This window comes from Mesorhizobium sp. 43Arga (assembly GCF_053714255.1).
This window is the reverse complement of the sequence record NZ_JBSKBO010000010.1, coordinates 245,647-266,887: the sequence shown is the minus strand read 5'-3', so window position 1 is coordinate 266,887 and position 21,241 is coordinate 245,647. Positions and strand designations below refer to the sequence as shown.

Annotated in this window: 21 protein-coding genes and 2 tRNA genes; 13 read left to right on the top strand and 10 right to left on the bottom strand. The window is 62.7% G+C overall.

What is annotated here, in order from left to right:
- Nucleotides 1-28 precede the first annotated feature (28 nt).
- Complete coding sequence (locus tag ACWGS8_RS29080; protein WP_454584150.1) at nt 29-496, top strand: peroxiredoxin; 468 nt, start codon at nt 29-31, stop codon at nt 494-496.
- 28 nt (nt 497-524) lie between these two features.
- Here the strand turns inward: ACWGS8_RS29080 and ACWGS8_RS29075 are convergent, their stop codons facing one another.
- Together ACWGS8_RS29075 and ACWGS8_RS29070 are read right to left on the bottom strand one after the other, a co-directional pair.
- A complete protein-coding gene (locus ACWGS8_RS29075; protein ID WP_454584149.1) occupies nt 525-1,667 on the bottom strand; it encodes a GNAT family N-acetyltransferase in 1,143 nt (380 codons plus the stop codon).
- The gene (locus ACWGS8_RS29070; RefSeq protein WP_454584176.1) at nt 1,664-2,659 is read right to left on the bottom strand and encodes a sterol desaturase family protein; all 996 of its coding nucleotides are present in this window, start codon (nt 2,657-2,659) and stop codon (nt 1,664-1,666) included. Before ACWGS8_RS29070 ends, ACWGS8_RS29075 begins: the two co-directional genes overlap by 4 nt.
- Before the next feature lie 308 nt (nt 2,660-2,967).
- On the opposite strand from ACWGS8_RS29070, the gene ACWGS8_RS29065 reads away from it, so the two are divergent.
- Nucleotides 2,968-4,272 carry a M23 family metallopeptidase gene (locus ACWGS8_RS29065; protein ID WP_454584148.1) on the top strand — a complete coding sequence of 435 codons (1,305 nt, stop codon included), beginning with the start codon at nt 2,968-2,970 and terminating at the stop codon, nt 4,270-4,272.
- 138 nt (nt 4,273-4,410) lie between these two features.
- Here the strand turns inward: ACWGS8_RS29065 and ACWGS8_RS29060 are convergent, their stop codons facing one another.
- Complete coding sequence (locus ACWGS8_RS29060) at nt 4,411-5,589, bottom strand: M24 family metallopeptidase (protein WP_454584147.1); 1,179 nt, start codon at nt 5,587-5,589, stop codon at nt 4,411-4,413.
- A gap of 217 nt (nt 5,590-5,806) precedes the next feature.
- On the opposite strand from ACWGS8_RS29060, the gene ACWGS8_RS29055 reads away from it, so the two are divergent.
- The 5 genes from ACWGS8_RS29055 to ACWGS8_RS29035 all read left to right on the top strand — a co-directional run bounded on the left by ACWGS8_RS29055 (nt 5,807) and on the right by ACWGS8_RS29035 (nt 10,715).
- The gene (locus ACWGS8_RS29055; RefSeq protein ID WP_454584146.1) at nt 5,807-6,973 is read left to right on the top strand and encodes an ROK family transcriptional regulator; all 1,167 of its coding nucleotides are present in this window, start codon (nt 5,807-5,809) and stop codon (nt 6,971-6,973) included.
- Nucleotides 6,970-7,734: an ATP-binding cassette domain-containing protein gene (locus tag ACWGS8_RS29050; protein ID WP_454584145.1), complete on the top strand. Its 765-nt coding sequence runs from the start codon at nt 6,970-6,972 to the stop codon at nt 7,732-7,734. The genes ACWGS8_RS29055 and ACWGS8_RS29050 overlap by 4 nt, the downstream gene beginning before the upstream one ends.
- Nucleotides 7,735-7,773: 39 nt before the next feature.
- A complete protein-coding gene (locus ACWGS8_RS29045) occupies nt 7,774-8,814 on the top strand; it encodes a sugar ABC transporter substrate-binding protein (RefSeq protein ID WP_454584144.1) in 1,041 nt (346 codons plus the stop codon).
- A 121-nt stretch (nt 8,815-8,935) separates the two neighbouring features.
- Entirely contained in the window at nt 8,936-9,931 is a 996-nt protein-coding gene (locus ACWGS8_RS29040; protein WP_454584143.1) for an ABC transporter permease, read from the top strand.
- Nucleotides 9,932-9,944: 13 nt separating this feature from the next.
- Nucleotides 9,945-10,715, top strand: a complete 771-nt coding sequence (locus tag ACWGS8_RS29035; protein ID WP_454584142.1) for an SDR family NAD(P)-dependent oxidoreductase — start codon at nt 9,945-9,947, stop codon at nt 10,713-10,715.
- Between the two features lie 221 nt (nt 10,716-10,936).
- Here the strand turns inward: ACWGS8_RS29035 and ACWGS8_RS29030 are convergent, their stop codons facing one another.
- Nucleotides 10,937-11,521, bottom strand: coding sequence for an inorganic diphosphatase (locus ACWGS8_RS29030; protein ID WP_454584141.1), 585 nt, complete (start codon nt 11,519-11,521; stop codon nt 10,937-10,939).
- A 75-nt stretch (nt 11,522-11,596) separates the two neighbouring features.
- On the opposite strand from ACWGS8_RS29030, the gene ACWGS8_RS29025 reads away from it, so the two are divergent.
- Complete coding sequence (locus ACWGS8_RS29025; protein ID WP_454584140.1) at nt 11,597-11,806, top strand: hypothetical protein; 210 nt, start codon at nt 11,597-11,599, stop codon at nt 11,804-11,806.
- A 147-nt stretch (nt 11,807-11,953) separates the two neighbouring features.
- Here the strand turns inward: ACWGS8_RS29025 and ACWGS8_RS29020 are convergent, their stop codons facing one another.
- The gene (locus ACWGS8_RS29020; RefSeq protein WP_454584139.1) at nt 11,954-12,157 is read right to left on the bottom strand and encodes a hypothetical protein; all 204 of its coding nucleotides are present in this window, start codon (nt 12,155-12,157) and stop codon (nt 11,954-11,956) included.
- A 295-nt stretch (nt 12,158-12,452) separates the two neighbouring features.
- Here ACWGS8_RS29020 and ACWGS8_RS29015 point away from each other — a divergent pair, with 295 nt between their 5' ends.
- Nucleotides 12,453-12,776 (top strand): transcription initiation protein, encoded by a 324-nt coding sequence (locus ACWGS8_RS29015; RefSeq protein WP_454584138.1) that lies wholly within the window; start codon nt 12,453-12,455, stop codon nt 12,774-12,776.
- A 213-nt stretch (nt 12,777-12,989) separates the two neighbouring features.
- On the opposite strand, the gene ACWGS8_RS29010 is transcribed toward ACWGS8_RS29015, so the two are convergent.
- On the bottom strand, nt 12,990-13,211 hold the full coding sequence (locus tag ACWGS8_RS29010; RefSeq protein WP_454584137.1) for a hypothetical protein: 222 nt from the start codon (nt 13,209-13,211) through the stop codon (nt 12,990-12,992).
- Nucleotides 13,212-14,195: 984 nt separating this feature from the next.
- Nucleotides 14,196-14,271, bottom strand: a tRNA-Val gene (locus ACWGS8_RS29005).
- A gap of 217 nt (nt 14,272-14,488) precedes the next feature.
- Between ACWGS8_RS29005 and ACWGS8_RS29000 the strand changes: the two genes are divergently transcribed.
- Together ACWGS8_RS29000 and ACWGS8_RS28995 are read left to right on the top strand one after the other, a co-directional pair.
- Nucleotides 14,489-14,565: transfer RNA gene (locus tag ACWGS8_RS29000), tRNA-Asp, on the top strand.
- Nucleotides 14,566-14,956: 391 nt separating this feature from the next.
- Nucleotides 14,957-15,472 carry a hypothetical protein gene (locus tag ACWGS8_RS28995; RefSeq protein WP_454584136.1) on the top strand — a complete coding sequence of 172 codons (516 nt, stop codon included), beginning with the start codon at nt 14,957-14,959 and terminating at the stop codon, nt 15,470-15,472.
- A gap of 119 nt (nt 15,473-15,591) precedes the next feature.
- On the opposite strand, the gene rbsK is transcribed toward ACWGS8_RS28995, so the two are convergent.
- The 3 genes from rbsK to ACWGS8_RS28980 are packed head-to-tail and all read right to left on the bottom strand — an operon-like array spanning nt 15,592 to nt 18,061.
- On the bottom strand, nt 15,592-16,521 hold the full coding sequence (gene rbsK / locus ACWGS8_RS28990) for a ribokinase (protein WP_454584135.1): 930 nt from the start codon (nt 16,519-16,521) through the stop codon (nt 15,592-15,594).
- A gap of 4 nt (nt 16,522-16,525) precedes the next feature.
- Nucleotides 16,526-16,978: an RbsD/FucU family protein gene (locus ACWGS8_RS28985; RefSeq protein WP_454584134.1), complete on the bottom strand. Its 453-nt coding sequence runs from the start codon at nt 16,976-16,978 to the stop codon at nt 16,526-16,528.
- 27 nt (nt 16,979-17,005) lie between these two features.
- On the bottom strand, nt 17,006-18,061 hold the full coding sequence (locus tag ACWGS8_RS28980; RefSeq protein ID WP_454584133.1) for an ABC transporter ATP-binding protein: 1,056 nt from the start codon (nt 18,059-18,061) through the stop codon (nt 17,006-17,008).
- Between the two features lie 283 nt (nt 18,062-18,344).
- Here ACWGS8_RS28980 and ACWGS8_RS28975 point away from each other — a divergent pair, with 283 nt between their 5' ends.
- Together ACWGS8_RS28975 and ACWGS8_RS28970 are read left to right on the top strand one after the other, a co-directional pair.
- Nucleotides 18,345-20,012 (top strand): ABC transporter substrate-binding protein, encoded by a 1,668-nt coding sequence (locus tag ACWGS8_RS28975; protein ID WP_454584132.1) that lies wholly within the window; start codon nt 18,345-18,347, stop codon nt 20,010-20,012.
- 98 nt (nt 20,013-20,110) lie between these two features.
- On the top strand, nt 20,111-21,232 hold the full coding sequence (locus ACWGS8_RS28970; RefSeq protein WP_454584131.1) for a carbohydrate ABC transporter permease: 1,122 nt from the start codon (nt 20,111-20,113) through the stop codon (nt 21,230-21,232).
- The last annotated feature ends 9 nt before the right edge of the window (nt 21,233-21,241 follow it).

Below are 21,241 nucleotides of genomic sequence, written 5' to 3'. Positions count from 1 at the left end.
GCGCGTAACCTCAAACAAGGGCATCGATATGGCTGACCTCGACGTGGGCGATCTTGCGCCGCAATTCGACCTGCCGCGGGACGGCGGCGGCTCGCTCGGCCTGGCCGCATCGGCCGGCAAACCCGTGGTGCTCTACTTCTATCCGCAGGACGACACAACAAGCTGCACTCAGGAAGCGATCAGCTTTTCGCAGCTGAAACCGGAATTCGAGAAGGCAGGTGCCATCGTGATCGGCCTGTCACCGGATCCCGTCAAGAAGCATGACGAGTTCAAATCGAAATACAATCTCACCATCGACCTCGCCGCCGACGAGGAGCGCAAGGTGATCGAGGCCTATCATCTGTGGGTCGAGAAATCGATGTATGGCCGCAAATATATGGGCGTCGAGCGCGCGACGTTCCTGATCGGCCGTGACGGGCGGATCGCCAGGATCTGGCGCAAGGTCCGGGTCAAGGGCCATGCCGAGGAGGTGCTGGAAGCCGTTCGCGCACTTTGAGCGTGGCCAAGGCCCATACGAGCCGTCCTTACTCGTCGGGCGTTTGCGCCTTCGGCTGCCGCTGTGCCCGCCAGGATTTCGTGACATGGGCCACACGATCAGCCAGCGCGGCGAGATGCCCGTGCAGACCGCGCGCGCCGATCATCGACGACAGCGTGACTGATTGCGTGGCAAAGCGCCGCTTGAAATCCTCGCCGCCGCAGAGAAAATCGACTTTGGCAAGGCCACGGTCGAGCGACCACTGGATATAGTCCATCATCAACACCATGCCCGGCGAGGCGCGCTCATATTCGGGATCATAGGTGGTAACGAAAGCCATCATCGTGCCGCGCTGCTCGAAATTGATCGAGACGGCGATGATCGTGTCGTCGAGTTCCAGCACGAAAATGCGCAACAGCCCGAGCTCGGCCAGCACAGAAACCAGCGCGGCGAGAACGGGCGAGCCCTCATCGAACAAGTCGGAGGCGCGGCCATGCCGGGCGAGCCAGAGGCGCTTCAGCACCGCGACCCGTGCCAGCACCGGCTCGCGCGGGTCGTCCGCACCCAGCAGGCGGAAACGCACCGCACCGGCTTCCTCCATGAATTTGCGGCCGCGACGGTAGTTCTGCCGGGCCTTCTTGGACAGCGTCTCGAACCATTCCGCCCCACTTTGCCAGGGACCGGCGACACGATAGCTGATTTCACTGCGGTGGTTGGGCCGAAGCGGCTTGGCATGGCGCGAGGCTGGATCCAGCAGGGCCCGGACACCGGCAGCAGGCAGCAGGCGGTTGAGATAGACGAGGTCGAAGCCACCCTGATCAAAAACATGCTGCCATAGGCGGGAGATCACCAGCGGATCGCTATCTGGCGCAACCAGCGCGTCACCATAGTCGCTGTGATCCTTCGCCGCCCATTCGAGCATGCGGATGCCGGAGCGCTTGAACGTGGCAAGCGCGATCACGCCGTCGAGCCGATCGCCATTCCAGGCAAGCCCGATCCTGAGCGTGCGCCGCTCCTGATATGGCGTGGTGCGCCACCAGGCCGCGATCCAGTCCGGGTGCTGGAAGACAAGCCCGCCGGCGCGCTGCCAGAGGGCGGTCCAGGCCGGTGCGATCTCGGCCAGGCGCGCCCCCGATGTCACGACTTCGAAGGTGCGTGTCCGCGGGATGGCGAGCACGAAGGGGGCGTTCATGGCCGTGTCCCTTCCGATGATCGCGAGATCCGCGGCTTTGCAGGCCGGATGCGCCTGGCAATGTGCCTCCACATCCGCTTCAGCGGCATCACGTAAAGGCCAGCGAGGGATTGATAGTCGCGCACGTCGCGGTCGACCAAGCCGAACTTGAAGTCCTCGTCGGGTTTCGGCACGCACAATGTTCCGAAGAGCCGATCCCAGAACGAGAAGAGCAGCCCGAAATTCTTGTCGTAATGGCGCGGATCGGTGCTGTGATGCAGTTGGTGCCAATGAGGACACAGGATCACATTGTTGAGTGGGCCGAACGAAATCTTGAAATGCGTGTGCCTGACGAAATCCATCATCAGGATGTTGCGCATGACGTAGACGTTGACGCCGAAGACGGTCAGTTCGACAAGGTTCAGCGAAATCAGCGACCAGACGCCGAAGCAGACGCCGACGATGACGCCGTCCCAGGCTCGATTTATCAGTTCGTCGAACGGGTGGACCCGGTCCTTGGTGATCCCGACCATCACCTCGGCCGAATGATGGACCTTGTGCAGTTCCCAAAGCAGGGGATAGCGATGCTGGGCGACGTGATAGAGATAATAGGAAATGTCGTAGGCGAGCAGCATGGTGAGGGTGAAAATCAGCACCGTCACCGGCCCTGCCGGTCCCTCGACCAGCGGCGGCTGGAACTGAAAGAGTGTCGAAAACAGCCAGTTGGTTGCGTAGCCCACCGCCGAGACGAAGACTATTCCGGCGGGCAGCATCAGGAAGGGCATCAGGGCCTTCTTCGTGACCCAGAACATCAGGTCGGCCTTCGCCGAGGGATGGGAGATGACCTCATGCGGGACGACGAACTCGAAGAACTCCTTCCAGCTCTTCTCCTCGACGGTGCGCCAATAGGCCACGAGCGCGCTGACAAAGGCAGTCAGCAGCAAAAGCCCGGTCGCCAGCAAACTGGTGCCCGAGATCTTGTCGAGGATCTTGCCAACCAGATCGCCCAGCATTTCTGCCGCCATAGTACCTCCCAAACCCCGGTACCGCTTTTAATTGAAAACCGTCAATCAAACGCAATCGAAGACAGTTAAGGAACCCTACACCCTGATCCGCGGCCGACGAGCCGCTCTGCTGGCAGCAGATTGGCGCTCATCGCCAATGATTTCACGGCGTTATGGCCACGCCCTCGGCCGTTTTCATGCAATCCTCTGCGCGCGTCGCGTGCATTCGGCGCCGGGCGATCGGTCCGGCAAGCCTTTGTTAACCCTAATAATGTGTAATCAGCCTGTCGTGGTGTCGTAAACGAAAGCTTGGTCCCGTGAACGCAACCGGTCAGTCCGCAGTCTTCGGCAGGCGCAAGGAACCTCACACGGTCATCATCGCCCGCGGCAACGAGATCAGGCATTTTACCATCCGGCCCTGGCTCGCGGCATTCATCGGCTCGGCGCTCGCCGCCATCGCCATCGGCTACCTCCTGGCCACCTCCTATCTCGTGCTGCGCGACGACCTGATCGGCGCCACCACCGCGCGCCAGGCTCGCATGCAGCAGGCCTACGAAGACCGCATCTCGGCGCTTCGCGCCCAGGTCGACCGCATCACCAGCCGCCAGTTGCTCGACCAGCAATTGATGGAGAATAAGGTCAGCGAACTGATTGAACGCCAGACGCAGCTCAGTCAGCGCCACGGGCGGCTCGGACCGCTGCTCGAGCGCGCCGAGAACGAGGCCGGAACTGTGCCCGCCGAGGATCCGGCCGCGGCCGCCAAACCGGACAAGCACGCCGAGGTGACCGGCAGCATCAGCCAGCCCGCACAGAACTATGCGGTCGCGAGCCTGGCTGCCGACCTGGGTACCGCCGATACCAGGCCGTTCTCCTTGTGGTCGACCCGCACCGATCCGCTGCCCAGCGATTCAGCCGCCGATCGTGCCGACAAGCTGTTCGTCTCGATCAACCAGTCGCTGAAATCCATCGAGAACGAACAACTCACCCGTATCAGCACGCTTGCGGACAATGCCTACAAGAGTGCCGACGCCATCCAGCAGGCGCTGCAGGCGGCCGGACTGCCGGTCGACAGCGATTTCGGCAAGAACGAAAGCGATGTCGGCGGCCCGCTGATCCCGCTCGACAGTTCAATGATCTTCGACAGCAAGGTCAAGGAACTGGACGAAGCCCTCGACACGCTCGACCAGTTGAAGAAGGAAGCGCGCCAGCTGCCGCTTTCCAACCCCGCCCCCGGCCACTCCGTGACCAGCCCATTCGGCGTGCGGACCGATCCTATCCTCGGCACCGCGGCACTGCATTCGGGTATGGATTTCAGGGCGCCCATCGGGATGGCGGCCAAGGTCACGGCGCCCGGCATCGTCACCAAGGCCGGCTGGAACGGCGGCTATGGCCGCATGGTGGAGGTCGACCACGGCAATGGCTTTGCGACCCGCTACGGGCATCTCAGCGAAATCGACGTGACCGTGGGCGAAAAACTGGACGCCGGCGCCATCATCGGCAAGACTGGCAGCAGCGGCCGCTCGACGGGCCCACATCTGCACTATGAAGTGCGCCACAATGGCGAAGCGATCGATCCCTTGCGCTTCCTCACCGTCGGCAAGAAGGTCGCCCAGTATCTCTGAGGCGCGCCAGTCCTGACCTGATTGGCATCAACCCAAATCTGCTCGCTTTGGCGGCGGATTTCGATCATCTTTTCGAGAATTTCGGCCTCGATATCGATGGCACCGGGACTTGCAGGACTGGCTGCCACAACGGCCCCTTCAGGATTTGACATGGATCTCTCGCGGGAACTTCGTCAGCGTGTCATGGCCGGTTTCGGTCACCAGAATGGTCTCGCTGATCTCGATCCCCCAGCCTTCCATCCACATGCCGAGTATGGAATGAACGACATTGCCGGGTTGAAGCACCGTCTTGTCGCCCGGCCTTAGGCTGATCGTATGTTCGCCCCAATCCGGCGGATAGGCGACGCCGATGGAATAGCCGATGCGCGATTCCTTCTTCAGCCCGTGACGCTGGATGACCTTGCGCCATGCAGCCTCGACCGCCTCGGCAGTCGTTCCCGGCCTCACCGCATCGAGCACCGCGTCCATGCCCTCGATCACCGCCTTTGCCGTGTCCGCGACCCGCGTCGGCGTCTTGCCGAGCTGCATGGTTCTTGCCAGCCCGGCGGCATAGCGGCGGCAGACACCGGCGAGTTCCAGCGCAATCGTCTCGTTGTCTCCAAACCGCCGGTCGCTCCACATGATATGCGGGGCCGAGGCATTCTCGCCGCCGAGGATGGTCGGCGGAAGTGCCGTGATGTCGCCGGCAAAGTCAGGGCTGCCGGCGATCTGCGCCGCCTGGATGGCGGCGATGGCGTCGCATTCACGCACGCCTGGCGCGATCACCTCTAAGGCCCGCGCCACGGCCGCCTCGGCCAGGGTCGACGCTTGGCGCAGATAGGCGATTTCGGGTGCCGACTTGACCGCACGGATCCAGTTCACCAGCAGATCGGCTTCGTGCCATTTCGCGTTGGGAAGGCCGGCGACGAGACGAGCGTGCCCCTTCGGCGAGAAATAATAGGCTTCGAGCTCGACGCCGATATGCCTGCTTCCCCAGCCCTTGGTAACGATCCAGTTCGCGATCCAGTCCATGGGATGGCGATCGGCACGCTGGATGTGGTCCTCCGGGAAGCCAATGACATTCTCGGGCTTGATCCAGGCCGTCAGCAGTCCGCCAGCAGCATCCATGGCGCGGCCGATCCAGACCGGCTCGACCTCCTCCAGGGGCACCAGCACCACCTGGGGCGTGTAGAATGACCAGCCATCATAGCCGGTGATGTAGTGCTGGTTGGCGACGTCGTTGACGACAAGGAGTTCGAGACCGCGGTTCGCCATCTCGGCGCGGATCTTGCGAGGCCGCTGCTGGTACTCGTCGCGGGCAAACGGCAATTCGATCATCTTTGCTCCATGCTTGGTTCACCGGTTACGAGCCTCGCCCACCATTGAAGCGGTTTCGCCATGGCGGCAATCGGCCAAGGGCGGCAGGTGAACAGGTCCTAAGCCTGGTGCGGCTTGCGGCCATCCTCGGTGTGCTGTTGCTGCCGATTTATTTTTGAATTCCATTTGACTGAATAAATATTTGGTGCGAACCTTGCGCCAACCGGGGGTGCAAGGCATGGCATTGCGGGGGACCAATCAGGAGTTCGGGCGGCCGTACAACCGGCGCATCGTGCTTGAGTCCATCCGCCTGCATGGCCCCATCGCCCGCGGCGAGATCGCCAGCCGTGTTGGGCTTACCGTCCAGACCGTATCGACCATCGTTCGCGAACTGGAAGAACAGGGCTACATCCTGTCCCTACGCGAGGAGCCCAAGGGGCGCGGCCTGCCGCCGGCGACGCTGCGCATCAATCCCGAGGGCGGCTATGCCGTCGGCATCCACATCACCCCGCTCGGCATCAATGCCGCTTTGATCAATCTGAGCGGCGACGTGATCGAGAGCACTTACCGGGAAGCCCCGAACGCAACGCCCGACCATGCCTTCGAGATGATCGGCGCGATGGTGACTGAATTGACCGGATTGCGAGCCGGCGGTCGGGTCCTTGGGGTCGGCCTGGCCCTGCCCGGACCGTTCGGTGTCGAATCCATGAGTTTCGTTGGCCCGACGACCATGACCGGCTGGCAGGATGTGGCGCTGCGCGAGCGGCTGGCGGCTTCGACCGGACTGCCTGCCTTCTTCGAAACCGACATGGCCGCCGCCGCGATGGGCGAGCGGCTCTACGGCCTCGGCGCCCAATTTTCCGAGTACTACTATCTCTATTTCGGCGTCGGCCTGGGCGGCGTCATGGTTCATGACGGCAGCGTGCAGCGCGGCGCCTGGGGCAATGCCGGCGAGGTCGGGCATATCCCTGTCGTTCCCGGCGGCGAGGCCTGCCCCTGTGGCAACCGGGGTTGTCTTGAAAGATACCTCTCGCTCGAGGCGCTCCGGCGCTGGAACGGCACGGAGGCCGACTGGGTCGCGGAAGTCGCGCCGATCTTTCACAATGCCGTCGCTGTCATCGAAAATCTGTTCGACCCGGAAACCGTCATCCTCGGCGGGCTGGCGTCCACCGACCTGCTCGAACGGCTGGCTGGTTCGACTGGCGGCCTGCACAACTCCGTCGCGGCGCGCAAGGACCGCATCGCGCCCCGGCTGATGGTCGCGCGCGGCGGGCAACATTCCGTGTTGCGTGGCGCCGCCGCCCTTGCGGTTTCGGGAGTGCTGTCGCCGCGCTTCGGCCAGATGTTCGCCGCCGAGCGCGAACGCGGCCGCAATCTTCTGACCGCCAAGGAGATTGCGGCATGAGCGAACCGCTGCTGGTGCTCGACAACGTCACCAAGAACTATGGCGCGATCGAAGCCCTGAAGGGAATCAGCTTCTCCATCGGCAAGGGCGAGGTCGTGGCGTTGCTCGGCGACAACGGCGCCGGCAAATCGACGCTGGTCAAGATCATAGCCGGCGGGTTGGAGCCGACCTCGGGCCGCATGCTGTTCGAGGGCAAGGAGTTCCTGGCGAGGTCGCCGGCCGAAGCCAAGGCGGCGGGCATCGAAACCGTCTACCAGGACCTGTCGCTCTGCACCAATGTCGACGTGGTGGCCAATTTCTTCATGGGCCGCGAGATCACCAGGAAGGTGTTCGGCATTCCCGTGCTCGACGAGCGCGCCATGGAAGCCGTCGTCGGCAAGGCGCTGGCCAGTGCCGGTACCCGCATTCCCTCGCTGCGCACCAATGTCGAACATCTCTCGGGCGGCCAGCGGCAAGCCATCGAACTCAATCGCTTCGTGCATTGGGGCGGCAAGTTGGTACTGCTCGACGAGCCGTTCGCGGCGCTGGGCGTCGAGCAGACGCGGCGCGGTCTCGACATGATCCGCCAGGTGGCGAGCCAGGGCATCGGCGTCGTCATCATCACCCACATCATGCAGCAGGCTTTTCAGGTCGCCGACCGGATCGTGGTGATCCGGCAAGGCGTCGTGGCCGGCGATGTCGCACGCAACAAAACAAGTCCCGATGCGGTGATCAACATGATCACCGGCGAGACGCTTGCCGGTGCCGGACCGGCGGGCTGAGGGGCAAAAGAGGGGTCCGGCGCTAGAGGAGCGAACGACATGAAGCGAATACTTCTTGCTGTCTTCGGTATCCTGGCACTGGCCTTTGCCACGCTCACGCCGGCATTCGCCCAGTCCAAGGGGACCGTCTACTACATGGTGCCGACACTGCTCGATGAGTTCCAGACCGGTTCGGTCACCGCGCTGGAACTGTTCCTGAAGCAGGTCGGCTACGACATAAAGACGCTGAACGCCGACAACAAGACCGACGCGCAGCAGTCGCAGATGAACGACGTCATCGCGCTCAAGCCGGCGGCGATCATACTGGCAGCGGTCGACTTCAACGCGCTGAAGCCGTCGATCGAGGCGGCGCGCGCCGCCGGCATACCGGTGGTCGAGTTCGACCGCCAGATCACCTCCACGCCTTCCGATTTCACCTCGGTGGCGGGCACGGTCGAGATCGGCCATATCGCCGCCGACCAGGCGGAAACGCTGCTGAAAGCCAAGAACGGGTCGGTCAAGGGCAAGGTGCTGCAGGTGCTGGGTGACCCCGGCGATCCCTACACGCTCGACATCCAGAAGGGTTTCGAGGAGAAGATGAAGGCGTTCCCGGACGTCAAGATCATCTCGCTTCCGGCCATGCAGTGGGAAGCCAGCAACGCCGGCACCATCGTCGCCGACCAGATGCTGGCAAACCCCGACATCGACCTGATCTTCAGCCATGCCGCGCACCTCTCGGTCGCCGCCGTCGCCTCGCTCGAGGCCGCCGGCAAGAAGCCGGGCGACGTCATGCTGATGAGCTCGAACGGCGCTCCGGTCGGCCTCGACCTGATCCGCAAGGGGTGGCTCAATGTCGAAGTCGAGCAGCCGCTCTACGCGCAGGCCGCGGCCGTCGCCATGTTCATGGACAAGATCGCCAAGAAGCAGGAGATCAAGCCCGGCGACTATGATGTGCTCGGCCTGAAGTCGGTCGTGACCAAGGAAGCCTGGGGTCCGAACATCAAGATCCCGGGTGCCGCCATCACCAAGGAAAATGTCGACAATCCGGCTTTCTGGGGCAACCAGAAGGCGCCGACGGATACCATCAAGTCCGTCGAATAGGCCCGTCGCACAAGCCGCTCCGGGCCACACTGGTCCGGAGCCACTCCCGCGCAATTCCAATCCGCGCAAGACCGTCACCGAAAATCGAATTTTCGGGGTCATGCGCCAGCCGGATCAATCCATGACCCCCCGTACCCGCCAAGCCCTGGAGTTCGTCCTCGACAACCTCGTCTGGTTCATGCTGGTCTTCGTGCTGGTGGTGTTTTCCATCTTCATCCCGAACTATTTCCAGCTCGGCATCTTCGCCAACATCATCGAAGCCTCCAGCGTGCTCGGCGTCATGTCGATCGGCCTGGCGCTGGTCATCATCGCCGGCCACATGGATCTGTCGGTCGAATCGGTGGCGGCGCTCAGCGCCATGGCGGTTGGCATCCTGTTCTGCTCATCGGGCATAGGGCTTGGCGTTCAACTGCACCCGGAATGGCTGATGGTCCCGGTGTCGCTGCTGCTGGCGCTGATGGTCGGCGGCCTGATCGGCGCCTTCAACGGGTTTCTGGTCGTCAAGGTCAAGATGAGCGCCTTCATCATCACGCTGGCGTCCTACATCTGGGTGCGCGGCCTGGTGCTGGTCATTTCGGGCGGCCGCTCGGCGCAAGATCTCGCGCCGGCGATCCGCTGGTTCGGCATCCAGCGGCTGATCGGCCTGCCGCTCACCGCCTGGATCGCCATCGCCTGTTTCGTCGTCTTCTCGCTGATCCTGGCCAAGACGCCGTTTGGCCGGCACCTGGTGATGATCGGCGGCAACGAAACGGCGACCTTCCGCGCCGGCATCCGGGTGAACCGCAATCTCATCATCGCCTTCGTGCTTGCCGGCGCCATTGCCGGCCTTGCCGGCTGGCTGCTGGCGATCCGCACCTCGGGCGCCACCGCCAATCTCGGCGTCGGCCTGCTGTTCAACGCCTTTGCCGCGGTCGTCATCGGCGGCGTCAGCCTGAAGGGCGGCGTCGGCACCCTGCCCGGCGTCTATGCCGGCGTGCTGCTGCTCTCGGCCATCAACACGGCGATCAATCTGATGGGACTGCCGGCCAATTTCACCCAGGTCATCCACGGACTGCTGGTGCTTGCGGCCGTGCTGCTCGACGCATTCAAGCAAACCATTCGCCAAAGACTGGCATGACAGGACGGCTCGCATGACCGCACGACTGAAAGACAAGGTGGCGCTGATCATCGGCAGCGCGCGCGGCATCGGCAAGGGCACCGCAGTGCGCTTTGCCGAGGAAGGCGCGCGGCTCGTGCTGGCCGACAGCGAGACGGAGGCCGGGCAAGCGACCGCCACCGAGCTCGGCGTCCCTTTCATCGGCACCGACATTTCGCAAATGCGCGACGCCGAGGCCGCGGTGGCCCTGGCGCTGGAGCATTACGGCCGCCTCGACATCATCGTGCAGAATGCCGGCATCTATCCCTGGCAGTTGATCGAGAACACCAGCACCGACGACTGGGATCGCGTCATGGCCGTCAATCTGCGCGGCACCTTCAATGCCACCCGCGCAGCCCTGGTGCCGATGAAGGCGCAGCGCTCCGGACGCATGCTCTATACCTCCTCCATCACCGGACCGCATGTCACAAGCCCCGGCCACGGCCATTATTCGGCGACAAAGGCAGGCATCAACGGCTTCATCCGGGCAGCGGCGCTGGAGTTCTCCGGCTACGGCATCACCGTCAACGGTGTCGAACCCGGCAACATCCTGACCGAAGCCATCCAGCAGCATCGCGGCGCCGCCTATATCAAGAACATGGAGGATTCCATCCCGCTCGGCCGGCTCGGCAGCCCGCGCGACGTCGCCAACGCCTTCCTGTTCCTCGCCTCGGACGATGCCGGCTATATCACTGGGACGACCATCGTCGTCGATGGCGGGCAATTGCTGCCCGAGGGCAAGGATTTCCGGATGCTGCCGCCTTAAGAGGTCTTTCGGACGATGCAGGAGACATCAGCTCGGAAGAGGCGTCAGGAAGCTCGCCCTCTTATGGCCTGCAACCCCTGACCAATGAAAAACCCGCCACGGGAGCGACCCGCGGCGGGCTTTTGGAGTGGCTACATCCCGGGGGGAATCGACCGCTTGCAATTGTATTGTGAACCGCGTGACCCCTTTAGCCTATGGTGTGATCGCGGAAGACAAGGCCATCACTTGCGATTGCGGCGAAAAGCCCTCGCGCCCTTGCCGAGCGACCTGGCGGCCTCGTCGGCGTCCTGCCAGCCTTTCAGCTTGATCGTCTTGCCCGTGCCCAGGACAGAGGACAAAAAGAACTGCTCGATCTCCTGGCGTAAATCCTGGGGCAAATGGTCGGCAGCCACGGGCTTGTCCGGCGCATCCTCCTTGCGCGGGCAGAAAATATAACGATCGTTGCGGATCACCGCCCCATGAGGGTCTTTCTGCTTCACCCGCACTGCTCCGAGCAGATCGCATTTGATGACCACGCCGGGGGCTGTGGCGGCCTGGTGGATCACCATCCCGTCGAGCGGATCACCATCCTCCCCGACTGTGGAAGGTACGAACCCCCAATCATAGGGGTATGTGTTGCCGACCGGCAGCGGTCTTGAATATTGAAAGACGCCCGTCTTGGGGTCGTAGGCGAGCTTGGCGGCTGCTCCGCGCGGCGTTTCGACGACAACGCGAAACAGGTTCCGCGACTTCGCCGGGAGTTTCAGAAAGTTTGTCATGGCTCGTGCATCCAGTGCCCTATCGCAATAGCACGCGCGAACAGGCAAAAGGTTCCCGCATGGCTGACGAACGGAACCCGGCGCCGATACGGATGTTCAACGTTGGAGCGAAGGGAGAGTGTGATGGCTAAGGTTTCGCCGCATGCGCTGAAAGGTGTCGGCTATGTGGTCTCGACGGTAAGCGTCATATTGCTGGCGGTGGTCAGCTGGAAAAGTGCCTCGCAAGACCCGGTGCTTGCCGCATGCCTGTTTGGTGGCGCCGCGACATCGATTGCGGGCATGTGCTGCCGCTGGACATCCTATGCTATCGAAAAGCGGCAAGACAAGATGTAATGCGCCGGCCTAGTTTAGTCGATTTTGCGCGCAGCGTGACCCTGGGTTGCACGCCCCGCAAACAAGAGCCGTGAAATGGCTCATTGCAGGCGCGCCGATACGCAAACAGCATCCGGGCACAAGCTGCGCAGCCGCGCTTGGCCTTCTTCACTCCATAACGATACCAAGCACAGCCGCCTTCTTCGTGACCAGGGCTTTCAGATCCGCGTCAGAACGGTCAGTCCCCGTTCTTTGACGAAGCATTTCGATAAATTTGGCCATCGATAGAAAGGCAGGGTCCTCATGCTCCATGAGCATCGTTTCGACCGCCTTGGCAACGTCGACGGTATCCGGTCCAACTGTCGCCTTCATTTGCCGCCTCCGCGCAAGCTCGCCCTAGCGGTCAAGGAACTTCGAAGCCCTGCTAACGTTCCCACCGGCGAAATCGCAATCTGCGAAAGGCCTGTTTGCGGGAAGATTCCGGGCTATTTCCCGCGGCGCCGGAACTCGCCATTCGAAACAAAGTATCAGGCGGGCCTGACTTGCAGCAGGCGTTCATGGCGGAGTTGCGAGAGCGGCACATCGGGCTTCCGAACCCGGCCGGGCGCTCTCCAGTGGTCGCGGTCGCCCACGCTTCACGTCAAAACCCCTGAAAGGAGAGCTCACAATGCCAAAGTTCGTTACGATCCAATATGGCGATCGGGCCGGATATGACCGCACGCCCCAACCCGTCAGGGATGCCGCTCATGAACAGGACGCGAAGTTACGCTCCGAAGGCGCCCTGATAGGGAGGGCGGGAACGCCGGTACAGGTGCGCAATCCGGATGCGTCGGGAGTGGAAACTCGCGATGGTGCGTTCATGTCGTCAGATCTGCCGATCGCCGGATTTGCCGTGATCGAAGCTGCTGACCTCACCGACGCCATCGACAAAATCTCGCAGGTCCCTTGTGCTGTCGCGCATGGCGTCGTCGAGGTGTGGCCCCTGAGATAAAATCCAGGGCAGTCTTGCTCTGATACGCTCCGGTAGGTGATGTCCGGGCAGCACACACCGGCCCTCAGCCATCACCTACCTGGTCATTGGCTACGCTCGCGAAGCTTAGGTTGTGGGCGAGGCCACGTAGTAGCCCAGCTTTGCCATCATTGGAGAGCTCCGCAAGGCCGCCGCTGTGCCATCAGGACGGCCTTGCAGCGAGAGCCGATCAGTTTATTTGCAAACGGCCAGTTCCTTCAGCGCCTTGTCGGCGTCGGCCTTGCTACTGTACGTCTTCATGCCGGCATCCGTCAGCTTCGTGCCGTCGGGTTTTTTGGTCACCACCTCGCATTTTTTTGTCGCCGCATCCATGGCCACCCAATATTCCGTGGCTGCAAACGCAGGAATGCTGAAAAGGGCGACAAGTGTACCAGCTATTGCGACTTTGCGTACCATTGTTACCTCCATTCAATGTCAGCCCCAGAGGGAGCAGATGGCAATTTTGATCGCGCCGGATTTTGGCATCATTTTGACGTCCCCACCGCCCAGGTTTCGGCTTGGTAACGCATGCGCCGGCGCCAGGCATCAAGGTCTGAAAAAGTGAAAAGCCCGCCACTGAGGACGCAGTGACGGGCCTTTTGCTTGTCTGCTCGGTTGAGGGATGGCCCGAGCACCTAAAGAACTTCGTCACCTCACTTCGGTTCCGCAAAAAAGGCCCGCCACCTTTCGGCAGCGGGCGAGTTCTGGAGTGGTGCTGGGATCAACCAGCGTGGGGTCAACGACCGGCGCCGGGGTTGGTTGCCCGCAATCCGAGGCGCGCGACTTGCCTATCTGCGAAAAACACGGCATCCACCTCGAGAGCAAACGCCCTGGAATAGGTTTGGCTGTTCCTCTCGGTAATCGTAACACGCCACTCGCCCAACGACTGGCGGAGCTCTACGGATGGAACGGCTGGGGCGGGCGTCCTGATTGCCACGGGATCCTCATTTCACACAGATAGGTTGGACGGCGTAATCTCAAGCTGCCAACCTGCCTATTGTTCCGCGCCTGCCTAAGAGTTCCCGGTTCTGGAGGAAAGAGCGGACCAAAGGGCCGGAGTGCTCGGCTCACCCAGCAAGGTCAACGACCGCCGGGTCGTCACCCGCCTCGCAGAACGCGCCAGATGTCAGCCCCATAGGCCGTCACGAGCGAAGCCAGAGCTCCGGCAGCCATCCCGGTGACGCCAAGCGTGCCGGGCCCCATCAGCTTCCAGCGTGTCAACCTCGGCCGTCACTTCCTTGACGCTGGTCATATGGCCATCATCACCCGGACCTCCAGCAGGCCGCCGCCGATGCCTGTTAAGTGCCCGAAATCGGTCGTTTCTGGGCGCATAGCTGGGCGCAAGGCGGCGCGCCGGACTCAAGGGACCCGGCAGACGCCATTGAATTCATTGAGAAAAAATGGTGGGCGATGACGGGCTCGAACCGCCGACATCTTCGGTGTAAACGAAGCGCTCTACCAACTGAGCTAATCGCCCGCTCCGGCGCGGACCTTTAAGCGGTCGGGACCGGCTTCGCAAGGCCAAATGAATAGGTGACGCCCTGTCCGCAGGCCCGATTTGCGAACAAAACGCCGGCTGTCAAAAAACCTTCTCCAGTTTGTTGTTATGATGGTTTGGTGCGCTTGACACCCGGTGGCGAACCCCTTATCCAGCGCCCCAACGACGAACACGGCTGACACGTGCTCGTCAATGCGCGGGTGTAGCTCAGTTGGTTAGAGTGCCGGCCTGTCACGCCGGAGGTCGCGGGTTCGAGCCCCGTCACTCGCGCCATTTCCCTCAAGGATCGCAATCCTTGGCACAGGGAAATGCCGACATGGATTGTTGGAATCCACTTTCACAAATGAAGTGCCAAGGCGCGGTCTTTCGCGCCCTATCGCCGGCGTTATAGCCTGGCGGTCGATGATCATTCGCCGCCGCCGCGCGAATCGTGCGCGGCCGACTGTTTCGCGGCCGGCTTTAAAAATTGAGCCACGCCCGCGCGGCAATCTGGCAAACGCGACACCACTCCAATAGGCTGAAAAGCAGCTCCTGGAACGACTCGGGCGTGAGCCGCGTTTGACCTTGCGAATCCCACTTGCGGATTTGCCCGCAAAGCGCTGGATTCATTTCGCAGGTAGCGGAGCTGCATTAGTAGGCTGCCTGAACGGCATGGAGGACTATCGTGTCAATCGCACCAAACATTCCTATGCGCACATTATTCACGCTCATGTACCTGGGCGGCGCGACGACGGTCGCCACCGCATTCTTCCCGGCGACCGCGTCGGCCGACCGGCTGCAGCCATGCGCGCGCGAGGGCGGAATCTGCCGTCTGCCGTATCCCGCCGAGGTGGTCTACGGCGCCCGGGGCCGCACGACCTCGCGCTATTTCGAGCGAGACGCGGTGCCGTGTTCGAATCGCGTCTTTGGCGACCCGGCGCCGGGCATCCCAAAGTCGTGTTTCATCGTGACGCGCGGCCAGGACCAGTCGGATGACAATTACGACGAACCCCGCCGCGAGAGATGGGCAGCCTGTGCCGATGAAGGCGATTTCTGCGATTTCTATGGCCGCAAGGTGGTCAGGTACGGGGCACGCGGCCAATTCACGCAGGACGTGTTCCGCAACGGCGTCCAATGCGACAATGACACGTTCGGCGATCCCGCTCCCGGTCGCGAAAAGCGCTGCTACGTCAGGCAATAGCTGATCGGGCTATCGCTGGATGGACATCCAGGGCAGTTTGCCGTTTCCCGGAAACGGCGAACTGCCCTAACTCTTTGTTTTGGCGCAATTCCCAAGATGGCTCGGCGGCCCCGCTCGCCTCAACCCTTCGCCAGCAGTGCCTCGACCTCTTGCAGCGTCGGCATTGACGGCGCGGTACCGGGTCGCGTCACCGAAATGCCGGCGACGGCGCAAGCGAAGCGCACCGCCTGCAGCGGCTCCACGCCTCGCGATAGCGCCGCCGCGAAGCCGCCGTTGAAGGCGTCGCCCGCGCCAGTGGTTTCGACCACCGACCCGGCGCTGATGGCGGGGACATGCTCGGAGCGTCCCTTCGAGTGCAGCAGCGCGCCCTTGTCGCCGAGCGTGACGATGACGGTTCCGACGCCCTTTTCGAGCAGCTTGCCGGCGGCGACCCGCGCCTCGTCGACCGAGGAGACCTTCAGTCCGGTCAATTCCTCCGTCTCGGTCTCGTTGGGCGTCAGATAGTCGCAGAGCGTGTAGATGCGGTCGGGCAGCTTTGCCGCGGGGGCAGGGTTGAGGATGGTCGTCACCCCTGCCCCGCGCGCGATCTCCAGCGCCCGAATCGCCGCGTCGATCGGCTGTTCGAGTTGGGTTACGAAGACGCCGGCGCCACGAATCAGGACGGCATTGGCCTCGATATCGGCTGGCGAGATCAGCATGGCCGCACCCGGACTGACGATGATGGCGTTGTTGCCGCTGCCCTCCTCGACGAAGATGTAGGCGGCGCCCGTATAGCTGTCCGGCGTGTCGATGACGGCGCTTTTCACGCCGGCATCCTGCCAGGTCCGCTTGGCCATGTCGGCGAAGGCATCGACGCCAAGGCGGGTCAGGAAAGTGGTGTCGGCGCCGAGCTTGCCGGCGGCCACCGCCTGGTTCGACCCCTTGCCGCCCGGGCCCAGCTTGAACGAATTGCCGAGGATCGTCTCGCCCATGCGTGGCTGGCGATCGGCACGATAGGCGGTATCGGCGACGAAGACGCCCAATATGACCACAGGCTTTCCGGCTGCCATATCCCTACTCCGCATCCGGCGGTATGACGCCCTTGCGGAAGGCGAAGCAGCCGTAAAAACGGCGTTCGCCGGTCTGGATGACGCAATAGGCCTGTTTGGCGCGCTCATAGAAGGCGTAGCGCTCGACCGCCATCATCGGCCACGACTTGCCCTCGGCTGCGTCGACCTCCTTCTGTACTTCCTTCTGCACGGACGGGATCTCGTCCGGCTTGCCGACGATTTCCATGCGCGCGGCCGCATCGTCGACAAACGTATCCAGCGGATAAAGCGACAGCACTGCCTTGACCACCTCGGCGGCCGGCGCATCGATGCGCAGCAGCCGGCCGAGCGCCGTCTGGCGCGCCACCGAATCGGAGGGGAAGTTGGTGTCGGCGATAATCAGGTCATCGCCATGGCCCATCGCCCGCAATGCCTGGAGCACGTCGGCATTGAGCAGCGGATTGATGCCTTTGAGCATGATAGTCCTCGTCAAGTCAGTTTGAGATCAGAGACGCTTGCCGGTCTCGGCATCGAAAAGATGAATCTGGTCGAGCCTGGGCTTCAGCGTCAGCGTGTCGCCGGGCCTGAAGTCGTGGCGCTCGCGAAACAGCGCCACCATCTCGCGGTCGCCAAAGCGCAGGAAGACCAGCGTTTCCGAGCCGGTCGGTTCGACCACCGAAATCTTCGCCGGCACGCCATCGGGATGAATTTCCAGATGCTCCGGGCGCACGCCATAGACGACGGCCTGCCCGTCCCGCGCGGCATTGTCGGCGATCGGAAACAATGTGCCTGATATGTCGACGCCGGGCTTGTCGCCCTTGCGCACAACGCCCTTGAGCAGGTTCATCGACGGTGAGCCGATGAAACCGGCGACGAAGAGATTGGCCGGTCGGTCGAACAGCTCCAGCGGCGCGCCGACCTGCTCGATGCGGCCATCGCGCATGACGACGATCTTGTCGGCCATGGTCATGGCCTCGATCTGGTCGTGGGTGACGTAGATCGTGGTGGTCTTCAGCCGCTGGTGCAGTTCCTTGATCTCGGTGCGCATCTGCACGCGCAGCTTGGCGTCGAGGTTCGAGAGCGGCTCATCGAACAGGAACACCTGTGGATTGCGCACAATGGCGCGGCCCATCGCCACACGCTGGCGCTGGCCGCCGGAGAGCTGCCGGGGATAGCGCTTCAGATAGGGGTTGAGGTCGAGGATGTCGGCGGCGCGCTTGACCCGCTCGGCGACCACGGCCGGATCGGTTTTCCGCAGCTTGAGGGCAAAGGCCATGTTCTGCTCGACCGTCTTGTGCGGATAGAGCGCGTAGTTCTGGAACACCATGGCGATGTCGCGTTTTGCCGGCGGCAAATGGTTGACGACGCGGTCGCCGATGGCGATCGTACCGCCGGAAACGGTCTCCAGCCCGGCCACCATCCTGAGCAGCGTGGACTTGCCGCAACCCGAGGGGCCGACCAGCACCACGAACTGTCCGTCGGCGATGTCGACGCTGACTTCGTGCAGAACCTTGACGGTTCCAAACGCCTTGGCCACCTTGCTGATTGCGACTTGAGCCATCTCTCCCCCACCGGCTCCAACTGGCCGTAGGCGCAGAAGCTAACCAACGCGCCGGGTGAGGGCAAGTCGGTCTCTTATAGATAAAAACCGTTCTCGTTGACACGGCGTTTGGTTGCGAGAATAGTGGCGGGCGCTGGTCCAAATGTCGGCACCGATCCGCAGGGAATTTCAATCGACGCAGGGTGGGGTCCTGCCTAATTCGTATCCGAGCCGGTAGCACTTTGTGCTTCAGCGTCCGACAGGTGGCCACAGCCATTCACACTGATTCTGGGAGGAATAGTCGATGAGAACAGGTCTTTACGATAGGCTGGTCCGTGCCGGCGCCACGCGGCGCGACGTCTTGAAGGGTGCGGCCAGCATGGCCGCGATCGCGGCGGCATCCGGCGCCGGGCTCGGCGCCTTGACGCGTCCCGCTTCCGCTGCAAGCGAACTGCGCTCGAAGATCCTGCAGATACCCGGCGTTGGCAAGGGTCAGCCGACCGACGCCGATTTCCAGAAGGTCGGCGAACTCTGCCTCGAGGCTACCAAGGCCAACGTCAAGGAAGGCGAATTCGCCGGCGTCGAGCTGACCTTCATGGGCCTTAACAACCAGAACCTGCACAATGTGTTGTTCCGCGGCTTCCTGAAGCCATGGGAGGCCTATACCGGCGCCAAGATCAGCTGGATCGACCTGGCGCAGGCCGACTACAATGCCCGCCTGCAGCAATCGATCGCCACCGGCACCGTCGACTTCGACATCATCGAGATGGGGGCGCCCTTCGAAGGCGATGTCTGCGGCAAGGGCCTGACCTCGGAGATGCCCGACTGGGTCAAGAAGCAGATCGATTTCGACGACCTGGTCAACTACCTGAAGCCGCCGGTCGGCACCTGGGACGGCAAGCAGTATCGCGTCACCATCGACGGCGACACGCACAATTTCAACTATCGCACCGACGTGTTCGCCGATGCCGACCTCGCCAAGCAGTGGAAGGACGGCGGCGGTCAAGGCGAATGGGGCGTGCCGAAGACCTGGCAGCAGGTGCAGGCCGTCACCAAGTTCCTCAAGGGCAAGAAGTTCAAGGGCCAGGACGTCTATGGCTATCTTGACGCGCCCAAGCCGTGGGGCGGTTTCGGCTTCTACTTCCTCGGCAGCCGCGCCACCGCCTACGCCAAGCATCCCGACGACAAGGCCTGGCTGTTCGACGCCGACACGATGAAGCCGCGCATCAACAATCCGGCCTGGGTGCGCGCCATTCAGGACGTGATCGACGCGCTGCCGTCGGAACCGGCGGACCAGATCAACGCCGACCCGAACACCACCGGCTTCCAGCAATTCCTGGCCGGCACCGGTTCGATGATCCCCTGGTGGGGCGACATTGGCTCCAACGTCAAGACCAACGATTCCTCGGTCATCGGCGACGTCACCGGCTTCTCGATCCTGCCGGGTTCGGACGATGTCTACAATTCCAAGACCGGCAAATGGGAGAAGCTCGCCAGCGGGCCGAACTATTCGCCGAACTGCGCCTATCTCGGCTGGGGCGTCTACGTCATGGCCCGCGTCGACAAGGACGAGAAGAAGAAAAAGGCGGCGTGGTCCGCCGCGGCCCATCTCGGCGGCAAGGACCTGTCGATCTGGACGGCGATGTATCCGTCCGGCTTCCAGCCTTACCGCAATTCGCATTTCGACATTCCGGAATGGGTGGCGGCCGGCTACGACGAGGCCTTCATCACCTCGTATCTGAAGTCGGAAGGCGACAGCTACAACCATCCGAACGCGGCGATCGAGCCACGCATCCCCGGCATCTTCCAATATTACAGCGCTGCCGAGGACATTCTGGCCAACACTTTCGCCGGCAAGATGAAGGCACAGGAAGGCGCCGATGCCATCGCCGCCGCCTGGGAAAAGCTCACCGACCAGATCGGCCGCGAAAAGCAGGTCAAGCTCTACAAGGCCTCGCTAGGCCTGGCCTGATCGTAGCATGAACCTGGGGTCCGGCGACGAAAGCCGCCGGACCCTGTCTTGACCGGCATCGCCGGTCGCGAAGTGCCTTCTGCAACCGGATGAGACGCGTGGCTGACCAGATTTTGCCCACCAATGATTGGCCGGCAAACGCCGTCCCATCCGACCTGATACCGCCAGGCCGCAAACGCTTGGGCTGGGCGGTGATGGCCGCTGCAACGCTTGGCCTGCTGGCAACGATCCTGGTTCAGATCCTCTACAAGAGCGAGGTCGACACGATCGGCTTCGAAACATGGCGTCCCGTGGTCTACGCCTATGTGCTGTGGGGCGTGGCACTCGGCATCGGCCAGGTGCTGACGCGCGGCGAGGACGGCCAGCGCGCGCTGTTCCTGCTGCCGGCGCTGCTGTTCACCATCGCCATGGTGATCTTCCCGACACTGTTCGGCTTCTACATCGCGCTCACCGACTGGAACCTCTCTTCCTTCAGCGGCCGCAGGTTCAACGGGCTCGACAATTTCTGGCAGATGCTGAGCGATCCCTACTATCGCAACGCGCTGTTCAACATGGTGCTCTATGTGCTCGCCGTGCTGGTCGAATATGTCATCGCCTTCGGGCTGGCGCTGCTGCTCAACGCGCAGATCCGGGCGCGCAAATTCTTCCGCGTCGTCTTCCTGATGCCGCTGATGCTGTCGCCGGTCGCGGTATCCTGGATGATCGGCAAATCGCTGATGGAATATCGCTTCGGGCCGGCGGCAACGCTGGCGCGCCATTTGGGCTGGGACAATCCCGCCTTCTTTTCCGATCCGATCATCGCCCGCATCTCGATCATGATACTGGATGCCTGGACCTTCATCCCGTTCATGATGATCATGCTGCTTGCCGGCCTTCAGGCGATGTCGCGCGAGGTGCTGGAGGCCGCGCGCGTCGACGGCGCGACCGCCTGGCAGACCTTCTGGCAGGTCACCTTCCCGCTGATGCTGCCGGTTTCGGTGACGGCGGTGATCCTGCGCATCATCTTCAAGCTGAAGCTGGCCGACATCATCATCACGGTGACCTCGGGCGGGCCTGGCGGCGCCACCGATTCCGTCTCCAGCTTCATCTACCGCGAATACCGCGACCGCTCCAATGTCGGCTACGGCACCATGCTGGCGATGGCCTATCTGGTCATCATCGTCGTGTTCGTGACCTGGCTGTTGAAGCTTGCCAACCGCTTCGTGCGCAACGTCAATTGAGTGGCCGGA

Bases quoted from the DNA above. Each gene is read 5' to 3' on its own strand.
- ACWGS8_RS29025 (WP_454584140.1), top strand. From the start codon at position 11,597: ATGGCTAAGGTTTCGCCGCATGCGCTGAAAGGTGTCGGCTATGTGGTC.
- ACWGS8_RS29050 (WP_454584145.1), top strand. From the start codon at position 6,970: ATGAGCGAACCGCTGCTGGTGCTCGACAACGTCACCAAGAACTATGGC.
- ACWGS8_RS29070 (WP_454584176.1), bottom strand. From the start codon at position 2,659: ATGCTGGGCGATCTGGTTGGCAAGATCCTCGACAAGATCTCGGGCACC.
- ACWGS8_RS29060 (WP_454584147.1), bottom strand. From the start codon at position 5,589: ATGATCGAATTGCCGTTTGCCCGCGACGAGTACCAGCAGCGGCCTCGC.
- ACWGS8_RS29045 (WP_454584144.1), top strand. From the start codon at position 7,774: ATGAAGCGAATACTTCTTGCTGTCTTCGGTATCCTGGCACTGGCCTTT.
- ACWGS8_RS28985 (WP_454584134.1), bottom strand. From the start codon at position 16,978: ATGCTCAAAGGCATCAATCCGCTGCTCAATGCCGACGTGCTCCAGGCA.
- rbsK (WP_454584135.1), bottom strand. From the start codon at position 16,521: ATGGCAGCCGGAAAGCCTGTGGTCATATTGGGCGTCTTCGTCGCCGAT.
- ACWGS8_RS29040 (WP_454584143.1), top strand. From the start codon at position 8,936: ATGACCCCCCGTACCCGCCAAGCCCTGGAGTTCGTCCTCGACAACCTC.
- ACWGS8_RS29035 (WP_454584142.1), top strand. From the start codon at position 9,945: ATGACCGCACGACTGAAAGACAAGGTGGCGCTGATCATCGGCAGCGCG.
- ACWGS8_RS29055 (WP_454584146.1), top strand. From the start codon at position 5,807: ATGGCATTGCGGGGGACCAATCAGGAGTTCGGGCGGCCGTACAACCGG.
- ACWGS8_RS29075 (WP_454584149.1), bottom strand. From the start codon at position 1,667: ATGAACGCCCCCTTCGTGCTCGCCATCCCGCGGACACGCACCTTCGAA.
- ACWGS8_RS29080 (WP_454584150.1), top strand. From the start codon at position 29: ATGGCTGACCTCGACGTGGGCGATCTTGCGCCGCAATTCGACCTGCCG.
- ACWGS8_RS29015 (WP_454584138.1), top strand. From the start codon at position 12,453: ATGCCAAAGTTCGTTACGATCCAATATGGCGATCGGGCCGGATATGAC.
- ACWGS8_RS28975 (WP_454584132.1), top strand. From the start codon at position 18,345: ATGAGAACAGGTCTTTACGATAGGCTGGTCCGTGCCGGCGCCACGCGG.
- ACWGS8_RS28980 (WP_454584133.1), bottom strand. From the start codon at position 18,061: ATGGCTCAAGTCGCAATCAGCAAGGTGGCCAAGGCGTTTGGAACCGTC.
- ACWGS8_RS29010 (WP_454584137.1), bottom strand. From the start codon at position 13,211: ATGGTACGCAAAGTCGCAATAGCTGGTACACTTGTCGCCCTTTTCAGC.
- ACWGS8_RS29020 (WP_454584139.1), bottom strand. From the start codon at position 12,157: ATGAAGGCGACAGTTGGACCGGATACCGTCGACGTTGCCAAGGCGGTC.